The 17,593-nt window shown below is 38.7% G+C and carries 17 protein-coding genes and 1 pseudogene; 6 read left to right on the forward strand and 12 right to left on the reverse strand.

What is annotated here, in order from left to right:
- Positions 1-285: IS110 family transposase (locus A5N88_RS22470; protein WP_157090814.1), on the reverse strand; the 285-nt coding region annotated here is incomplete at its 3' end.
- A 575-nt stretch (positions 286-860) separates the two neighbouring features.
- Here A5N88_RS22470 and A5N88_RS22475 point away from each other — a divergent pair.
- Together A5N88_RS22475 and A5N88_RS26435 are read left to right on the forward strand one after the other, a co-directional pair.
- Complete coding sequence (locus A5N88_RS22475; protein ID WP_066270932.1) at positions 861-1,529, forward strand: C39 family peptidase; 669 nt, start codon at positions 861-863, stop codon at positions 1,527-1,529.
- Positions 1,530-1,743: 214 nt separating this feature from the next.
- Positions 1,744-1,926 carry an aspartyl-phosphate phosphatase Spo0E family protein gene (locus A5N88_RS26435; protein ID WP_066270935.1) on the forward strand — a complete coding sequence of 61 codons (183 nt, stop codon included), beginning with the start codon at positions 1,744-1,746 and terminating at the stop codon, positions 1,924-1,926.
- 159 nt (positions 1,927-2,085) lie between these two features.
- On the opposite strand, the gene A5N88_RS22485 is transcribed toward A5N88_RS26435, so the two are convergent.
- The 4 genes from A5N88_RS22485 to A5N88_RS22500 all read right to left on the reverse strand — a co-directional run bounded on the left by A5N88_RS22485 (position 2,086) and on the right by A5N88_RS22500 (position 7,081).
- Positions 2,086-2,628 carry a hypothetical protein gene (locus tag A5N88_RS22485; protein ID WP_066270937.1) on the reverse strand — a complete coding sequence of 181 codons (543 nt, stop codon included), beginning with the start codon at positions 2,626-2,628 and terminating at the stop codon, positions 2,086-2,088.
- A gap of 378 nt (positions 2,629-3,006) precedes the next feature.
- Positions 3,007-4,380 (reverse strand): amino acid permease, encoded by a 1,374-nt coding sequence (locus tag A5N88_RS22490; RefSeq protein WP_066270939.1) that lies wholly within the window; start codon positions 4,378-4,380, stop codon positions 3,007-3,009.
- A 222-nt stretch (positions 4,381-4,602) separates the two neighbouring features.
- Complete coding sequence (gene aspA, locus A5N88_RS22495; protein WP_198160386.1) at positions 4,603-6,033, reverse strand: aspartate ammonia-lyase; 1,431 nt, start codon at positions 6,031-6,033, stop codon at positions 4,603-4,605.
- A 43-nt stretch (positions 6,034-6,076) separates the two neighbouring features.
- Complete coding sequence (locus A5N88_RS22500) at positions 6,077-7,081, reverse strand: asparaginase (protein WP_066270943.1); 1,005 nt, start codon at positions 7,079-7,081, stop codon at positions 6,077-6,079.
- A gap of 179 nt (positions 7,082-7,260) precedes the next feature.
- Between A5N88_RS22500 and A5N88_RS22505 the strand changes: the two genes are divergently transcribed.
- Together A5N88_RS22505 and bcaP are read left to right on the forward strand one after the other, a co-directional pair.
- Positions 7,261-7,608, forward strand: coding sequence for a helix-turn-helix domain-containing protein (locus A5N88_RS22505; protein ID WP_066270945.1), 348 nt, complete (start codon positions 7,261-7,263; stop codon positions 7,606-7,608).
- 271 nt (positions 7,609-7,879) lie between these two features.
- Positions 7,880-9,271, forward strand: a complete 1,392-nt coding sequence (bcaP, locus tag A5N88_RS22510) for a branched-chain amino acid transporter BcaP (RefSeq protein ID WP_066270951.1) — start codon at positions 7,880-7,882, stop codon at positions 9,269-9,271.
- A gap of 750 nt (positions 9,272-10,021) precedes the next feature.
- Here bcaP and A5N88_RS25285 read toward each other — a convergent pair.
- From A5N88_RS25285 to A5N88_RS25965, 6 genes and pseudogenes are all read right to left on the reverse strand, one after another.
- Positions 10,022-10,177 (reverse strand): hypothetical protein, encoded by a 156-nt coding sequence (locus tag A5N88_RS25285; RefSeq protein ID WP_157090815.1) that lies wholly within the window; start codon positions 10,175-10,177, stop codon positions 10,022-10,024.
- Between the two features lie 252 nt (positions 10,178-10,429).
- On the reverse strand, positions 10,430-10,675 hold the full coding sequence (locus A5N88_RS26440; RefSeq protein WP_066270954.1) for a GNAT family N-acetyltransferase: 246 nt from the start codon (positions 10,673-10,675) through the stop codon (positions 10,430-10,432).
- Positions 10,624-11,235 carry a hypothetical protein gene (locus A5N88_RS22520; protein ID WP_066270960.1) on the reverse strand — a complete coding sequence of 204 codons (612 nt, stop codon included), beginning with the start codon at positions 11,233-11,235 and terminating at the stop codon, positions 10,624-10,626. Before A5N88_RS22520 ends, A5N88_RS26440 begins: the two co-directional genes overlap by 52 nt.
- 85 nt (positions 11,236-11,320) lie before the next feature.
- Complete coding sequence (locus A5N88_RS22525) at positions 11,321-12,313, reverse strand: serine hydrolase domain-containing protein (protein WP_066270963.1); 993 nt, start codon at positions 12,311-12,313, stop codon at positions 11,321-11,323.
- A gap of 336 nt (positions 12,314-12,649) precedes the next feature.
- Complete coding sequence (locus A5N88_RS22530) at positions 12,650-13,606, reverse strand: SDR family NAD(P)-dependent oxidoreductase (protein ID WP_066270965.1); 957 nt, start codon at positions 13,604-13,606, stop codon at positions 12,650-12,652.
- A gap of 17 nt (positions 13,607-13,623) precedes the next feature.
- A pseudogene (locus A5N88_RS25965) lies at positions 13,624-13,782 on the reverse strand (aldo/keto reductase); the annotation flags it as partial.
- A 279-nt stretch (positions 13,783-14,061) separates the two neighbouring features.
- Between A5N88_RS25965 and A5N88_RS22540 the strand changes: the two are divergent.
- Complete coding sequence (locus A5N88_RS22540) at positions 14,062-14,979, forward strand: AraC family transcriptional regulator (protein ID WP_066270967.1); 918 nt, start codon at positions 14,062-14,064, stop codon at positions 14,977-14,979.
- A 599-nt stretch (positions 14,980-15,578) separates the two neighbouring features.
- Entirely contained in the window at positions 15,579-16,373 is a 795-nt protein-coding gene (locus A5N88_RS22545) for an ABC transporter ATP-binding protein (protein WP_066271495.1), read from the forward strand.
- 106 nt (positions 16,374-16,479) lie between these two features.
- On the opposite strand, the gene A5N88_RS22550 is transcribed toward A5N88_RS22545, so the two are convergent.
- Positions 16,480-17,589 (reverse strand): alpha/beta fold hydrolase, encoded by a 1,110-nt coding sequence (locus A5N88_RS22550; protein ID WP_066271497.1) that lies wholly within the window; start codon positions 17,587-17,589, stop codon positions 16,480-16,482.
- Between the last annotated feature and the right edge of the window lie 4 nt (positions 17,590-17,593).

Consider the following 17,593-nt stretch of genomic DNA (forward strand, 5'->3'; position numbering starts at 1 on the left):
AATCCTGTTTTCTTTTAACATATGAGCGAGATTAAACCAGTAGTGACCCGTTGGCTCCATGCCAACCATAACTTTTTCCATTCGCTGTTCTTTTTTGATTTCCATAAACCATTTTAGAAAATACTCAAAACCTTCTTTTGTATTTTCAAATTGACAAGGAGATCCAAACTCTATTCCCCTGAAGTCCTGGGCACGTGCTACGTGCTTGAACTTCGCAATATCGACTCCTATAATAAGAGTTTGAGAAGTGATTTGAGCAATCTTCTTATTCTGGTTATAATTCATCTTAAAGCCTCCTGGTGTTTGAAAAATTGTCCTTTTTGCTTGCCGGCGTCAGGACTCTCTCATTCTACCAAGAGGTTATTTTTTTGTTCAAACTCCATTTTCCTTCATTACAGGAATGCTGCCCCGTTAATTTAAGTGCATTTCTTGACAATATCTATAATTAATAACACATTCTTCTTCGTTTTATATAATGTACTGAAAGGTTATATTCTTCCTCAACTGCCCCGTTCGTGACATATTGCAAAATCATTTTAAACACATACGTTAGAGTAAGAAATTTTCCATCTCTTTTTTTAATCCTTTTTGTAAAAATACCAACCAAGCCAAGCCCACAATTAATCCAAGTAAGTATATTAATGGTATGCAAAGTTTCTATCTTCGAACAAGCCAGTATGAATGATACTACGTCTTAATTAAGCTCCTTCCCCTATAGCATCACCACTACTATAGTTTCACATTGTTTCCAACTATTAATAGTAACATAAGAAAAAATTACCAAAAAACTCAAAATTAAGTTTTTTCTTCATTCTTGAATGGTATAAATATATATTGGTAGAAAAACAAAGGGAGAGATTATGTTGAATAGAAACATCCAAAAACCGCTCATTTTTATTGTCCTTTTGCTCTTCTGGTTAACAACTAGCCAAACGCAAGCAGCAGCCAAAACGTCCAACCCATTAAATGTTCCGATCCTCAACCAATTAGCAGCTCCAAGGTTATATAACGGTTGTGAGATTACAAGTTTAACAATGATGATGAATTACAACAGTGTGAATGTTAACAAACTTCAGTTGGCAAACCAAGTTTCTTATGTACCGTTTCGGTATAACAATGGCTTAAGAGGTAACCCAAATGTAGGTTTCGTAGGAGATATGGTACACGGACCTGGTTTAGCAGTTTATCATCAACCAATTTATAACTTGACGAAACGGTACGTAGGGCGTCGCGCCCAAGATTTAACTGGTCGCTCAATAACGGACATCTACAAGAAGATAGATGAAGGTTCCCCTGTCTGGGTCATTACCACAACTAGCTTTGCACCTGTATATAATTTTCAATATTGGTATACGCCACAAGGGACCATTCGCGTCACGTTCAGCGAACACAGTGTTTTGTTAACGGGTTATAGCAAGTATTATGTATATGTAAATGATCCATATGGTTATAAAAACCGTCGATTGAATCGCACTTCTTTTGAAGCTGCTTGGGTACAAATGGGGAGACAAGCAGTAGTTATCAACTAAAGTGAGTAAGCCTACAATGTGGTGTTAAACCATTGTGGACAGAAAGGAGCGTTAACTAATGTTCAGAGAGCAATGTAACTTCCTTTTTTGATAATATGTATCTCATCTCATACAAAGCCTCTTTCATTTGTTTTTACTTTTTACATTAACTCCATAATCTCTTAATAAAATCATGTGATAATAAAGTCCTATCAACATCTTAGGAGCACATTCAATGACAATATTAAGAGAAACAGTCAAATTTAAAAATCAAATTTTCGACTTAAAACAAAAACTAATATATTCTGAAAAAGAGACTGGGTACACTCACCCAAAAACGATTAAATATAGTAATAAATTAGACAAGCTAATTCATAGATTTCAATCCCTAACCAAAAATAAATTTGAAGCGTCCTAAGACGCTTCTTTTTTTTCTTAATCTTTTTCAAGTTCATCTAAATTGCAAAAATGTTAGCACGAGAGCCCCCTACAAGAATATAAAAAAAGCTACCCCAAACCATAAGGATAGCTTCGGTAAAACTGATTGATGAGGATTCAAATTACTCTATTTAATTCATTATTCGAAGGTTTTTTCAATTTGGTCGCCATCCTCACCCGAATTTTCAGCTCTACCATCTCCACCTACTGCATGTTGCTGTTTAGTATTAGAACTTTCAATAGCGGCGTTCGTTCCTGCTGCACTGTCGTTTCCACCGCCACTTGCCACCTGAGTAGCACTAGCTTGTTCTGTGGGTGTTGTATTAATTTGATTACTTATGACAATGACCATTTCTTCGTCATGTTCAGAATGCTCTTTTTCCGTTTTATGACGTTCAACCTGGTCTCCACTCATGCCTGTATTGCTTGCTTTCCCATTAGCGCCTACACCTTGTTGCTGCTCTGTATTCGAGGAATCAATTGCTGCATTGTTCCCAGCTGCACTGTTTCGCCCGGCTCCACTGGCTATTTGTGTCGTGTTAGGTGCACTAGTAAATTGGTTATTAATAACAATCACAATTTTCGGTTTGTCAGCAAGATTCCCAACAGTAACTTCTCTCCCATCTTCTTTAACGATGCGAAGCGTTATTGTCTGATCAAGATTTTTGTCATCAATGCTCATATTTTCATCACCTTTTCCACTAGTAACTAATGGTATTAAATGTTGAAATATTAATATTGGTTTGTACAAAAGTATACTTCATAAAAATGTGTGTAATACCATTTATTGCGAAAACTTATTTGATAGCATGGTGGTTGAGGTGCCTAGTTTTTAGTATTCATAATCCCCTTTCAGTTCCCTGTACTTCCAAAGGACCAGATGCGAAAACGCACATACATTCTTATCCCGTTAAATAGCGGTTTTATTGAATTCAAACTCTCTTCGACAGTATATTTGTAATCAAAGCTACCCCTGTGAATAAGAGAAAAAGACAGACCAAAATTTTGCTTTTTGATCTGTCTTTTACTATGTATCTCTCCAAAAAAGAACTTATTCAAACTACAAACGAACCGAATTGCCGACTTTTTGCTGCCTGTTTTTAAAACCAAAAAAACTAATGGAAATGACGAATAAGAAGACAATCCCTGCAATAAGGGAGACACGTGTGTCCTTATTAAACCACATACCAATCAATACCATCACTAAAAAAGCAATGGTGATGTAGTTTGATAAAGGCGCAAAAGGCATTTTAAAAGGATGTGTGATCCCTTTCGCATCATTCATTTTTCGAAATTGTATTTGGCTTATCAAAATCACAAACCAAGGAATCATTCCAGGAAGTACACTTGCACTGTATACATAGACAAATAAATTTTTGGGTGCAATATAGCTTAAAACAACGCCTACTGCAAGACCAACAAGGACACCAATCGTACCTAATAATGGAACGCCATTTTTAGAAAGCTTGGTAAAGACAGTTGGTGCTTGTCCATTTACTCCTAATGTATAAAGCATGCGGCCTGCGCTGTAAATACCACTGTTACAGCCTGACATGGCTGACGTAATGACCACAAAGTTTATTATGCCAGCCGCTACGGTAATCCCTACCTTTGCAAAAGTGGCAACAAACGGACTGCCCAAGGAATGAAGCTGATTCCATGGATAGACTGTCACAATGACAAAAATCGAACCAATATAAAAGATTAAAATACGCCAGATAATACTTTGAGTGGCTTTTGTCAATGTTTTTTGCGGTTCTTTCGCCTCTCCCGCTGTAATTCCAATTAATTCAACCCCTTGATAGGCTGCAATGACAAGGGATAAAGCGAAAAAGAATCCTGACCAGCCGCCTGTAAAAAACCCACCATGTTTCCAAAGATTTGATAATCCGATGGCCGTTCCGCCATTCCCAAACCCAAAAAAGATAATTCCCAATCCTGCTAGAATCATTAATACAATGGTGATGACTTTGACTAACGAAAACCAGAATTCAAATTCGCCAAATGATTTCACAGAAACTAAGTTGGCTGCTCCAAGTATGACAAAGGCAATTAATCCTGGAATCCAGGCCGGCAAATTCGGGAACCAATACTGCATATAGGTCCCAACTGCAATGATTTCCGACATCCCCACAACCACCCATTGAAACCAGTTGCTCCATGCAGCCAGATATCCTGCCATTGGATGAATATACTTGTACCCAAATGTAGCAAATGAACCTGTGCTTGGTTCAAGATATAGCATTTCTCCCATTGCACGCATAATAAAAAAGATAAAAACTCCGGCTATCATATACGCTAAAAGGACAGACGGACCTGTCCACTGAATCGCACTGGCAGAGCCCATAAATAACCCAACCCCAATGGTCCCTCCCAAGGCAATCATTTGTATGTGCCGTGACTGCAAGCCTCTATTCAATTCTTTTTTCCCCATGATGCTTCCCCTTTTCCGTGAATTGCTGCAACAATTGATATGATAAAAAAAGTGGATAAAATGCAGATTTCCCATTCTTTTCAATACAAGAAAAAATCACCCCTTGTAAGAATTAACCGAAAAATTTGATTTACTCCACTTCTCATATTATTCAAGTATAGCATAAATAAAAAATCTGTAACGACATCATAAGACCCATATCCACTCTTTTAGTCTATCAACCTAATCTCTTTCCAGTAAAACGGCTCCAGCAATGCCAGGATGCGTCATTTCATAAGGATCTAAAATCAGATTCAGTTCCTCTTCTGAAAGCACATCATATTTTAAACAAAGCTCCCGGACTGGTGCACCACTGATAATCGCTTCTCTTGCAATTCGGGCTGCTACTTCATAACCGATATGGGGATTGACTGCTGTAATAACCCCTGCACTTTTTTCTACATATTCTTTTAATCTTTCCTCATTGGCTTTTATTCCTTTTAAACAACGATCCGTAAACACCCTAAAGGCATTATTCATAATGCTGATGGATTGCAGCAAGTTAAACACTAATACAGGCTCCATTACATTTAGTTCCAGCTGGCCCGCTTCAGAGGCAAGGCAAATCGTATGGTCATTTCCGATGACCTGGAAGGCCACCTGATTAATTACCTCAGGTAAAACAGGATTGACTTTCCCAGGCATAATCGAAGAACCGGGCTGCTGGGCAGGCAATGTAATTTCACCTAAACCTGCTCTTGGACCTGATGCCATTAACCGTAAGTCATTCGCAATTTTAGACATATTCATCATACACACTTTTAATGAGGCAGATACTTCTGTGTAAGCATCTGTGTTTTGGGTAGCATCGACAAGATGTTCAGCACCCTTTAAAGGAAGACTGGTAATGTCAGCTAGGTATTGAATGACTAGCTCAATATACCGTGGATCAGCATTTAATCCCGTTCCAACAGCGGTGGCTCCCATATTTAATTCATATAAGTGCTGTCTTGATTGTTTAATCCGCTTAATGTCACGGGCAATCGCACGGCTATACGCTTCAAATTCCTGTCCAAGCCGAATTGGAACTGCATCCTGCAGGTGAGTACGCCCCATTTTAATGACATGATTGAATTCTTGAGCCTTTTGCAGAAAAACGGTATGCATATCTTCCATTGTAAGCAATAACTTTTCTAAAAGTGTTAGCACTGCCAGATGAATGGCAGTGGGAAATGCGTCATTGGTGGATTGGGACATATTGACATGGGTATTGGGACTGCAATGAAAGTAGTTCCCTTTTTCTTTTCCCAATATTTCAATCGCACGGTTTGCCAGCACCTCATTCACATTCATGTTGATGGATGTACCGGCACCTCCCTGAATGGGATCGACAATAATTTGATCATGCCATTGTCCTTGGATCATTTCATCTGCAGCCTGTACAATCGCCTCACCAATACCGGAGTAAAGGCGCTTTACGTCCATATTTGCTAGAGCAGCTGCTTTTTTTACAACCGCCATGGCTGTAATTAATTCCTCATGAATCCGATAGCCCGTGATAGGAAAATTTTCTACCGCACGAAGGGTTTGGATTCCATAATAGGCTTCTGCCGGAACTTCCTTTGATCCTAAAAAATCCTTTTCTGTTCGCATAAGACTGTTGCTGACTGACATCATTTCTGCTCTCCTCTATTTAAGCAATATTTTAAACTCAAGGTTAATCCACTTTATCTGAGGGTATGGTTAAATCTCCTGATATCGGAGTTTCAAAAATTTCCTTTACCTGCTCTAATGAATCTGTCTGTCCGAGCACCCACATTAATTTGGTCACAATTGCTTCTGTATTCATATCCCCTGACAGAATGACTTGCTGTTCTGCTACCTTGCGTCCAACCTCATATAAAAGCAGGTCTTCTCCTTCTTCCAGACATTGAGTTGTAATGACGACGGCAATCCCCGCTTTCGTCATCTCTTGAAGCTTGGCAAGCAAATTCCTCCCTTCAAATGGGAGACCGCCGTTTCCAAAGCTTTCAATAATAATCCCTTTATACAACTCTTTCAAGCAATCAAATATTTCCGGTTTAGTCCCGGGATATAATTTCATTAAAAAGACATCGGTACACAGATTTGTGTTAATAGAGAGTGTCTGTTGATCAGATATAGGCTTCCAATGATACTTGACCTCTTTATTATGTATCGAAGCCACATATGGATGGTTGATACTCTCAAATGCATCATAGCTTTTTGTCCTCATTTTCACGGCCCTTGTGCCGAGAATCACCCGGCCATCAAAAACGATGTAGACCCCGCCAATATTTTCACAGGAAAAACGGAGGGCATCTTCAACATTTTTCTTTGCATCCGTTTTTTTAAAGCTAATCGGAACCTGTGAACCTGTCAAAACAACCGGCTTGTCCAGACCTTGAAGCATATAAGAAAGTGCGGAGGATGTATAAGCTAGTGTATCTGTTCCGTGGGTGATCACAAATCCATCGTACTTATCATAATGCTTGTAAACAGCATCCGCAATGGTCACCCAATGCTCAGGCTGCAAATTCGTACTATCAATATTCATTAAAATTTTTCCGTCAATCTTCACACCAACGGTTGAATCTGGTAAAAATTGAAGCAGCTCCTCAGCAGATAACCCAGGAACAAGCCCCTCGTTTCCTTCTACAGATGCAATGGTTCCACCTGTAGCTAATAATAGAATTTTTTTCATAGCAACATCTCCATAGTGAGAATAATCGACATACGCGTAATGCGTATTTATACTTGCTATTATAGAACTTTATTAAAAAAAATCAATGACATTGTATTCGTTTCGCGTACTTTTTTCTAGTCTTGCCTATTTTACTATGATATAATGAGTCCACTATTCTGAAAATGGAGTTTGAGAGCATGCTAGAACGTTTATCCGAATTAAGAAAGAATCGAAAATGGTCCTTACAAGAAACGGCTGATCAGCTTGGGATAGCGAAAAGTACATATGCGGGTTACGAATCCGGCTACCGGGAACCCTCGCTCCAAGCATTGTCCCAAATGGCAGATTTATTTCAAACAACGGTTGATTTTATCCTGGATAAAACAAGCGACAGCCAAAAGTCGCTGGAGGTTACGGAAATGCTAGATAGGCATTATAATAACCTCTTGGTAGACGGTGAACCCCTGACCCCTGAAGAAATAATCGATTTCGTCGCCTTTGTAAGAATGAAAAGAAAAATGAAAACAGAGAAAGCAGCAGAATAATTCTTTATATCTTATTGCTTATTTGCCAGGGAGAACAGATATAAGCTGGTATCTTATACGTTCTCTTTGGTTCTATTTTTTCTCCATGAGAATCTTTATGTTACACCAGGTTTGCACACTAATAAAAAAATGAAAACAGAAATCATTTTTGAATTGATTTTTGCAAAATGGCGTTATATGATTAAAAACGTTGTTGTTTCAAAAATGTACTATCATTTAAATTTTCTAATTTTTTAAATTAATTTATCGTATGGTATGAGGAGTATTAAAAATGGATTTATTTAGAAAGAAAATGATTGAAGATTTAATCAGGGAAACAGGACAAAAGGACGTTAAGCTGAAAAAGGAATTAGGGGCCTTTGATTTATCCATGCTGGGGATTGGCGCAATCATAGGGACCGGTATTTTTGTACTCACTGGTGTCGCAGCTGCAGAGCATGCGGGACCTGCCCTCATCATCTCCTTTGTTATTTCCGGGCTGGTGTGTGTATTTGCGGCCCTTTGCTATGCAGAATTTGCATCAACGGTCCCTGTATCCGGAAGTGCCTACACATACAGCTATGCTACATTTGGGGAATTTATCGCTTGGATTCTCGGATGGGATTTAATTCTGGAATATGGGTTTGCCTGCGCCTCGGTAGCCAGTGGCTGGTCGGGATATTTCCAAGGATTACTGGCTGGATTTGGAATTCATTTTCCAAAAATATTTTCAAGCGCCTTTAATCCGGCAAATGGCACTCTTGTTGATGTGCCTGCTATTGGCATTACATTATTGGTCACTTTCTTATTAACACAAGGAGTAAAACAATCAGCACGCTTTAATGCCACCATGGTAATGATTAAAATAGCAGTGGTTCTTTTATTTCTTTCTGTGGGAGTGTGGTATGTTAAGCCTGCAAACTGGCATCCGTTTATGCCATTTGGCATTACCGGCATAACCTCTGGCGCTGCCACTGCATTTTATGCTTATATTGGGTTCGATGCGGTCTCGACTGCAGCAGAGGAAGTCAAAAATCCGCAGCGGAATATGCCTATTGGAATCATTGTTTCTCTCGTTGTTTGTACCCTTTTATATGTAGCCGTCTCAGCTGTACTGACTGGTATTGTTCCCTTTCACATGCTGGATGTGAAGAATCCTGTTGCTTTTGCCCTGAACTATGTTCATCTAAACTGGGCGGCCGGTTTTATTTCATTAGGTGCCATTGCAGGTATTACGACTGTATTAACGGTTATGATTTATGGACAAACCCGTCTGTTTTACGCCATCAGCCGTGATGGTTTACTTCCAAAGATGTTCTCAAAAGTAGATAAGAAAAAACAAACGCCAGTCCTTAATTCATGGATTACTTGCGTTTTGGTTTCCATTTTCTCAGGGCTGATTCCCCTTGGAAAACTTGCAGAGCTAACCAATATAGGCACCCTTTTCGCTTTCATGTCAGTGTCAATCGGAATCTTGTATTTACGTAAAACACAAGGAAAACCAAAAAGCGGCTTTCGGGTCCCTCTTGTACCCTGGATTCCTTTGCTAGCTTTCGTTTCATGTGGGTATTTAATTCTTCAGCTGCCTTCTATCACATGGATCAGTTTCCTTGTTTGGCTTGTCATTGGTTTGGTCATTTACTTTAGTTATGGAAGAAAGCACTCCGTTTTAAATAAGGATTAAACAGGTTTCAAGTCTTTTGAAGCAATAGAAGGAATAAGAAAAGTAAATGTGTAGTTTGAGGTTTTCCTTTCTTAGGACCTTGTAATCTGCAAGATTCTAAAAGGAAGACCTCTTTTTTAAGTTAATCATGCTTCCTTTTTCCTTTCTATATAACACTTTCACTCCTTGCAGGACTCATAACTTAAAGGATATCCTGTCACCATTCATTGCCTGGAGAGATTGATAACTCTTTGTTGCTTAGAAAGATACTTAGAAATAGATAACAAAAACTGTGTTGATTATCTTTAAAGGATGATTTCTAACAAAAAAAGCACCCATTTGGGTAACGGGTTCTGTTTTGAAGAACAAAACTTGAAAAAGCAAGCTAAACAGCATTCCACATAACATTAAAAAAGCATCGCGGTGTTTGTTTGTGATCTAATAAAGTTTGTGAAGAACTGTACTTAAACTATAGGGAGCTTTAGTTGAAGACGGATGTTCTATACTGCCCGTCACACAAAAAACTGCCAAAAAGGCAGTCAATAATTTTTATTTGTAATATCTAGACCGATTTTTTCCTTTTCCAAATCAGCAAGTGTCAAAAAAAAGCAAATTCTCCGAACAAATTACCTAGAGATTTGAAGTAACGATGAATAAATGAACGCATTAATACCACCAACCTTATTTAAGGTTATTTTATCCCTAAACTCATTGTATTAACTAATTCACTGCCTTTAAATTGTTTTTTCTTCATTCAGGCTAATCCTTAATTTAAGGCTCTTGGAGTTCCTCTTTATGTGGTTCAAGCCCTGATGAATCAATGACCCGAAATGCATTGTTTTCGATTCTCATTCGTATCGCCAGTGATTTTAGTGTAGCTTTTTTGCAATATGCGATAATCGAACGAATAGAATGATGTCTCATCATTAGACCACCCCCTATACAGCATCAATTATTTAGTTTTATTATACCCCTTAATTCATTGTATTGACATTGTGTTTTCCTTAAATTGTTATTTTTCTTCACACCTGGTTCTTTATAGATATTTGTTGAACTAACCCACCTCTTTAGCACACAAAAAAAGGCTACCTGAAATGACAGACAGATATCCTAAGTTCTTGCTCCTATTCGTCTAAAGCACATTCTCGACAAACATCCTGTTAATAAGGGTACTAACCCTTACACTTTGAACCCCATTACCATCCACTCGCCTACCTCTTGAAATCCAATCTTTTTATAAATTGAACCCGCGGTAGGATTATTATAAAATAGATAAATTACTTTCCCATCGTTAATTACGTCGTTACACAATTTTGCAACTACTCTTGTAGCAAAACCTTTACCCCGATATTGAGGGGGAGTGGCAACACCTACTAAAATGGCAATATTATTTTTTTCTGCCTGAGTTGAAGCAGTTGATACCATCTCTCCATCGATTTCGGCAAAATACGTTCTATTGTGTACGTTATTATTATGTTCACTTGATTTATGACGAATTTCTCCTTATCAGAAACCATAAAAGAATACTCATTAACCTGGCTATATAAATTATAGAGTCGATAACAGTCATCAAGGGTTTGTATTTCTTTAATGTCTATATCATTTTTCCTAATTTCAGTTTCAATGGCAGACATTTGTGAAATGTAAGAAATACTCTCAAACTCAATATCCAAGAAAGGCTTAAAATTTTCAATTAGGTCTTTCTTGCCGTTCATTCTATTTATATTTGTTTTCTTTATAATTTCTATAAAGATTTGAACCTCTCTATGTTCATTGGAATAATACACAATTTTATCTTTAAAGCATAATAGGATTGCCTTTAATTCAACCTGTTCAAACTCCCCATATACACTAACGAAACTTGGGTTAATGCCTTCAGCCTCTAAATCGCTAATTATTAATCCATTAAACTTACAATCCTTCTTAAGAAAATTTAAAATCAAATCAATATCTTTATTAAAAAGTTCTTTAATAATTCTTTCCACTTTAAATACCTCCTATCATATTGTCCTTCTTTCACTAAACCGCCCCGTTAGTGTAGCAACAATGACTGTTATATCAATAGCTCTATCATTCCATAGTCCAGTGAGAATTTGCACATTCTAGAACAAGGTTCCCCCAAGTTTTAATATCTCTAAGATAATCATACTTAGTTCCTTTTTGGTTATACATACGTACAGCAACAACATTTTGTTGAGGAATGCCCAAACATATACAACCAGTAATCCCTAAAATTTGAAACGTTCCTGTCGGCAATAATTCCCCGATTTCAGTATTTGAATTTGGCTGGTCCTGTACAAACCACAAAAAACCATTTCTAGGTTGCGCTATTGATAAATTTGCAGGAGATTGTAAATTTATGGCCTGTTTAAATATATTCGGATTAATAATTTGATTTCCCTGGATCTTACCCTTAACTAAATGTAAATATCCCCAATACGCGAGTTCCCTTGCACTTACAAATAAATTAGCTTCCGTACCTGTTGTACTAAAGTATGATTCATCTTGCCATACGAGATTATCATTTCTATTTTTTCTCCATCCCGTTTCTTTTAAGCCTAGGGGCCGAAATACTATTTCTTCCAAGAGTTGTGCTAAAGAACAATCGTATAATTTCATAATTAGTAGAATCAATAAATCTACTCCACAATTATTGTAAGCCCAATCTGTCCCTACGGTAAAAAGACGTTCAGTGTATCTTACTCCATCAGTATGTGTGAGCAGATGTCGAATAGTAGTTCCTCTAAATAAATCTTTATCCAATTCAGGTAAATAATAAGTTATTGGTTCATCGATGTTATTAATTCTACCTTCTTGGACAGCCACCGAAATAGCAAAGCCCAGATACGATTTGCGAACTGAAGCTACATTAAACTGTGAGTTAGGTGTAATTGGGCACTTTAGGCCATCGACCTCATAGGATCCACGATACCATTCATTTACAATACAGTCATTCTGAATGATTAAAGAGGCCGCTCCGCTCGTTTTAGTCATATCCTGTATAGAAGCTACATAATTGTTTAGCTTTTCATATTTGTTATTGATCCTAACTGGTAGTTTCATAATTTCCCCGTCTCCCTAAAACTAAGAATGAATCGTATATATGACACATTCTATTTTCCGAACTACTATACCTTCTTTCACTCCCTGCCCCTTTACCTAAATAAAAAAAGAGCATCCCTTATTAAAGGAATACCCCCGTTTGTTGAATAACCGAATACCGCAATCGTCGTTGAATTCCAAGTAAGGCTGATACATATACCGAATTCAATAGGCGTTTTATTCTCCTATGATTGTAAATTCGCTTAATGTGCGGATAAAATTGTAGCTTAGATTGGATAAGATTACAGTAACTAAGGCCCTCACAGAGACCTCCTGTCCTTTCTAATATACCAACGATCAAGATAACTTGAGTTCACTCATTGACAGTTCCCACAACCGCGTTGCTGCAACTGGATCTAACGCGTAGGATGCGATGCCACTCATAATACCAGGAATAGCTGGGCCCGCCTCGTTACAATCCTCGAAATAACGCCCGCTTATGCCGTTAAGCAAGGGATGTGTGGCGACCAAAACTGAGGTCGCTGCTCCCTGTTGGGGAGATTTCCAAACGATCTCGTTTCCTGAAGTCCTTGAAGATTCGAGCTTTGCAATCCGTTCAGCACTCAGTGCCAAATTTTCGACGCCAGTAGTCCTAATAGCCCCTGGCATTACAGCATTAGCAGAGATTCCGTCCTCTGCCCAGCGCTTTGCGGCTTCAACAGCAAACAGAATGGTGGCCGTCTTGGACTGGCCGTATGCAAGAAGTGCATCGTAGGGGCGATGGAGAAAGTGGATGTCATCAAATACAATTGGTGATCGGAGGTGACCTGCCGAACTCACCGATACGATGCTGGCCCCATCAGCAGATGCGAGCGCACCATGGAGTCCGTACGCCAAAGCAAAGTGTCCGAAATGGTTGGTCGCGAACTGTAACTCCCACCCCTCCGGCGTTCGGGATTCTGGTGTTGCCATTACGCCTGCGTTGTTGACGAGAATGTGTAACGGGCCCGTCCAAGAAAAAACGAAGGACTTTATCGATGATTGGTCAACCAAATCTAATTTTTCCAAATGCACATTTCGATTCCCGGTCGTCTCAATGATGTCTTTCGCGACCCGCCGACCCGCCTCGACATTACGTACCGTAATCGTTAGGTTCGCGCCAGCATGTGCCAGGGCGCGCGCCGTCTCAATACCAATGCCGGAGGATGCGCCAGTCACAAGAGCAGTTTGACCTTGAAGATCAATTCCAGAAATGACTTCCATGGCGGTTGACGTCGCGCCAAACGGTGTTTTAATCAATTCATGATTGGGCATGAAAATCCCCTCCCAACTATCTCATTCCGCTTAATAACTCTGCCTACCGCTTCTTCATTTAGATAAGAGGCAGCGTTATCAATTAGACGATAACCTGCCATAATAGCGTCATAAACAGCTTGTATACATTCTTTTTCATCTTGTATTTGAAAAACACCAAAACTGAGTATAGGCATTTCAATATAATCGAAATTCAAACAAAATAGTTTTTTTTCGTTTTAAAAAAGGCTAGCCCCCCTCTTTTTAAAATGTAATACGTCATGATTCTTCAAATCAGAAAAGTACAGACTTTAGTTTCAAGTGTTGTTTGTTATGTTCTATTTAATTATGCAACAATTGAAAAAGGAACTGATATCCCATTTGTCTCAAATGATTGCCTAATAATCTCACAAACCTATTCAACAGACCAAATGTATTATAATGGAACTATCAAGGATGAAAACAAGGAGAATCTTATGTCTGATCGAATATACCAACTGAAGGACGACCTTGCCAAACTGATAGAGCGTTATTCAAAACAGGATGGTGTTCACTCGACAGCTATTCCACCTTTATATTTTATTCGCCGCTCAAATGTTACCGATCTAAGACACGTTTTTTACAATCCTTCCTTATGCATTATTGTTCAAGGAGCAAAGGAGGTATTGCTTGCACAGGAGCGCTTTAAATGTGGTCCTACCAATTATCTAGTTTCATCCGTTGACCTGCCGGTGAAATCGCAGGTTACGACAGCCTCTTTTGACGAACCGTATTTGGCTCTAGCTCTTCAGATTTCACCAATTCAGATCTTAGAGGTATTAAGTGATTCAGTAATTCCAGCGGGAAGGCAAGAAAACTCTAAGCGAGCCATGTATGTCAGTCCGATAGAGCTATCTCTGTTGGATGCGGTATTAAGATTAGCTAATTTGTTAGATAATCCAAAAGATATTCCAGTACTTGCCCCCTTATTTACGAAGGAAATTCTATATAGGGTTCTTCAAGGACAGCATGCGACTATGCTAGAACAAATTGCTATAGAAGGAAGCTCTACAAATCGAATCAGAGACGTGATAGAACATATCAAGGTTAACTATGACAAATCTTTAAAGATTGAGGAACTTGCGGAAATAGCGACTATGAGTATTGCTTCGATTCATAGGCACTTTAAAGAGGTAACCTCTATGAGCCCTATTCAGTTCCAAAAACAAATGAGACTGCAGAAAGCACGCCATTTGTTATTCTTTGAGTCAACAGATGCTGCTGACGTTGCCTTCAAGGTTGGTTATGAAAGTCCTTCTCAATTCAGCAGGGAATATTCTCGAATGTTTGGTTATCCCCCTATAGAGGATATTAAGCGATTGAGAGCGAAGCATGACCATAGAAAAAACCCATGACCCTGAAGAAGGGAAAGCTTTATATTAAAATTGAAAGAGGATCAGTAAATATACTGCATCCTCTACCTATTCGTTGGTTACTTAGAAAGCCTCTTTTTACACAACATTTAGGCATTTTGTAGGACTTTACTTGTCTAAAAATTTCTCTTTCTTAAATGAAAAGGGACGTCTCCTTATTAAAGAAACGCCCCCGTTTGTAGTATAAGGTTATCCAGATTTTAAAATGTACCCTGTTAAAGGACATTTTAAAAAGGTTAGGCCGCTCAAAGATGATGATTTTTATATTCTAAAGGGGTCATCTTATTCATTCCCCCCCTTTTTTTCCTAACGTCTATTTTTCATAAACAATGTTTGTCCTGTTTTTATACACTTTATCAAAATGTAGAAATTCAACTTAATCTATCATATAATCAAATACATTCATATAAATCTGAAAAATAAAAAAAGGAATGATTAAGCTTCCTCTATGCTTCCACATTCTTCTTCTGCTAAAAAAAATAACAACAACTTTAGTAATTCAATAAAGAGACTTTCATTAATTGAAGCTTAAACAACATCAGCAAAAATTGATACAAAAAGAAAAGAAGGGAGTCATAAAAATGGTTTTGAAGTTAGAACATGTTTCTATAAAGCGTAATGGAACTTCGATTCTGCAGGACATTAACTGGCAGATTGAAAAAGGCGAGCACTGGGTCCTATTTGGACTCAATGGAGCTGGAAAATCAGTCCTTTTAAATCTGCTCAATGCTTATTATCATCCAACAAAAGGAAAAATAAGCGTTTTGGGGCTGGAATTTGGAAAGACGTATCTTGCAGAACGGCTTCGTAAACAGATTGGATTTGTTTCTTCATCGCTGCAGCAGAAATTTTACCAAAATGATAATGCATTTGAAGTGACGCTAAGCGGAGCATTTGCTTCCATTGGCCTGTATGAATCACCGACAGATGAAATGAGAAAAAAGGCAGTGGACCTCCTCAGGGATTTTGGGTGCATAGACTATGCCAATCGAGAATACGAAACATTGTCCCAAGGAGAAAAACAACGGGTTCTAATTGCACGTGCTTTAATGGCAGATCCCTCATTGTTAATACTTGACGAGCCCACAAATGGCTTGGATTTTATTGCTCGGGAACAATTGTTGGAATCCATTGGAGAGCTTGCAAAGAAATCCAATGCGCCTACCATCATCTATGTCACTCACCATGTAGAAGAAATTTTGCCAATTTTCAATAAAACATTGCTATTAAAAAAAGGACAGGTCTTTGCTTCCGGAGAGACCGGTGAGATGATTTCAGCTGACCTGCTTTCGGAGTTTTTTGAGCTTCCCGTGAGCGTAATATGGCATAACGGCCGGCCGCTTCTCTCAAGAACCTCCATGGAAATACACTCTTAAAAAGATTCATTTCTACATAACGATTAACCAAGAGAACATGATATTTTGGCAAAACTTAACCCCCAGTGATTATTCGTCAGCTGGGGGTATTTGTATGAAATGACTTCTACTTTAAAAACTCAGCAATTTTATCGCTAAACAAATGATGATCCAGTATGCCGCCCATATGCCCTTTTAAACTTTCAAACTCATATAGTTCTGCTTGTTTTCCTTGTTTCTTCATAATATCAACCATGTGCCGGTTATAAACTGTAGGCTGCAATAAGTCACGTGTACATGAAATCATCAACACTTTTGCATTCATCTTATTTAATGCGGCTTCCAAAGAGTCATAGCCATAAGCCAAATCATGTATCATCGTTGCCCTGCATGTATAGTACCAGTGACTGGCGTCTAGGAATGACGATCCTAACGAAATGTCCTTCGCCAGCTGTTGTTCAAAGGAAGTCTGCACGGTTATATCCTGATAGGCTTCATGCTCGTTATGATTTCGCTTATATGCCTGTTCATAGAATTCCGGGGTAAAAGCCCCTGCATTCATCATTTGCACAGCGAGGTGAAGGCCTTCTATAGGTCCTTTTCCCTCTTCATAGCTACCATTCTCCCAATTCGGATCTAAAGCAATTGCACGCATGGCATGTTGAATGACACTAAATGACGTAATGATGGGGTTTTGGGGATTGGTGATGACTCCTATCATCCGTTCTACCATTTCTGGGTAATTTACCGCCCACTCGAGGGATATAAACCCACCTGCAGATGCTCCCATGACTGCATATAAGGTATGGATTCCGAGCTGCTTCGTTAAGAATTCATATTGAATCCCCGCCATATCACGGTAAGTAAAGGGTGGGAAGTCGAGTCCCCATCTCTTTCCTGTTTCAGGATTGATCGATCTTGGTCCAGTGGTAATGACTTTGGGATTTTTGACTTGAACATTTGCTAGGTTATCCGTACTAATAACGAAGAATTTACGTGTGTCCACAGCTTTTCCAGGACCGATCAGGCCGTCCCAGTACCCAGGAACCGAATCCTCCGGAGAGTATTTTCCCGCCGCATGGCTAGAGGCACTAAAATAATGCGCGACTAAAATCACATTGGATTTATCCTCGTTTAATTCCCCATAGGTTTCGTAACCTAAGGTTACAGGGATGCTTTTTCCATTTTCCAGCGTATAGTTCTCAATTGTAAATTGTTTTTTCTCTACATGAAGCATATCC

The sequence above is a fragment of the Heyndrickxia acidicola genome (genome assembly GCF_001636425.1).
Lineage (GTDB): Bacteria > Bacillota > Bacilli > Bacillales > Bacillaceae_C > Bacillus_AE > Bacillus_AE acidicola.

Coding starts and splice junctions, on each gene's coding strand:
- A5N88_RS22475 (WP_066270932.1), top strand. CDS start 861: ATGTTGAATAGAAACATCCAAAAACCGCTCATTTTTATTGTCCTTTTG.
- A5N88_RS26435 (WP_066270935.1), top strand. CDS start 1,744: ATGACAATATTAAGAGAAACAGTCAAATTTAAAAATCAAATTTTCGAC.
- A5N88_RS22485 (WP_066270937.1), bottom strand. CDS start 2,628: ATGAGCATTGATGACAAAAATCTTGATCAGACAATAACGCTTCGCATC.
- A5N88_RS22490 (WP_066270939.1), bottom strand. CDS start 4,380: ATGGGGAAAAAAGAATTGAATAGAGGCTTGCAGTCACGGCACATACAA.
- aspA (WP_198160386.1), bottom strand. CDS start 6,033: ATGTCAGTCAGCAACAGTCTTATGCGAACAGAAAAGGATTTTTTAGGA.
- A5N88_RS22500 (WP_066270943.1), bottom strand. CDS start 7,081: ATGAAAAAAATTCTATTATTAGCTACAGGTGGAACCATTGCATCTGTA.
- A5N88_RS22505 (WP_066270945.1), top strand. CDS start 7,261: ATGCTAGAACGTTTATCCGAATTAAGAAAGAATCGAAAATGGTCCTTA.
- bcaP (WP_066270951.1), top strand. CDS start 7,880: ATGGATTTATTTAGAAAGAAAATGATTGAAGATTTAATCAGGGAAACA.
- A5N88_RS25285 (WP_157090815.1), bottom strand. CDS start 10,177: ATGATGAGACATCATTCTATTCGTTCGATTATCGCATATTGCAAAAAA.
- A5N88_RS26440 (WP_066270954.1), bottom strand. CDS start 10,675: ATGGTATCAACTGCTTCAACTCAGGCAGAAAAAAATAATATTGCCATT.
- A5N88_RS22525 (WP_066270963.1), bottom strand. CDS start 12,313: ATGAAACTACCAGTTAGGATCAATAACAAATATGAAAAGCTAAACAAT.
- A5N88_RS22530 (WP_066270965.1), bottom strand. CDS start 13,606: ATGCCCAATCATGAATTGATTAAAACACCGTTTGGCGCGACGTCAACC.
- A5N88_RS22540 (WP_066270967.1), top strand. CDS start 14,062: ATGTCTGATCGAATATACCAACTGAAGGACGACCTTGCCAAACTGATA.
- A5N88_RS22545 (WP_066271495.1), top strand. CDS start 15,579: ATGGTTTTGAAGTTAGAACATGTTTCTATAAAGCGTAATGGAACTTCG.
- A5N88_RS22550 (WP_066271497.1), bottom strand. CDS start 17,589: ATGCTTCATGTAGAGAAAAAACAATTTACAATTGAGAACTATACGCTG.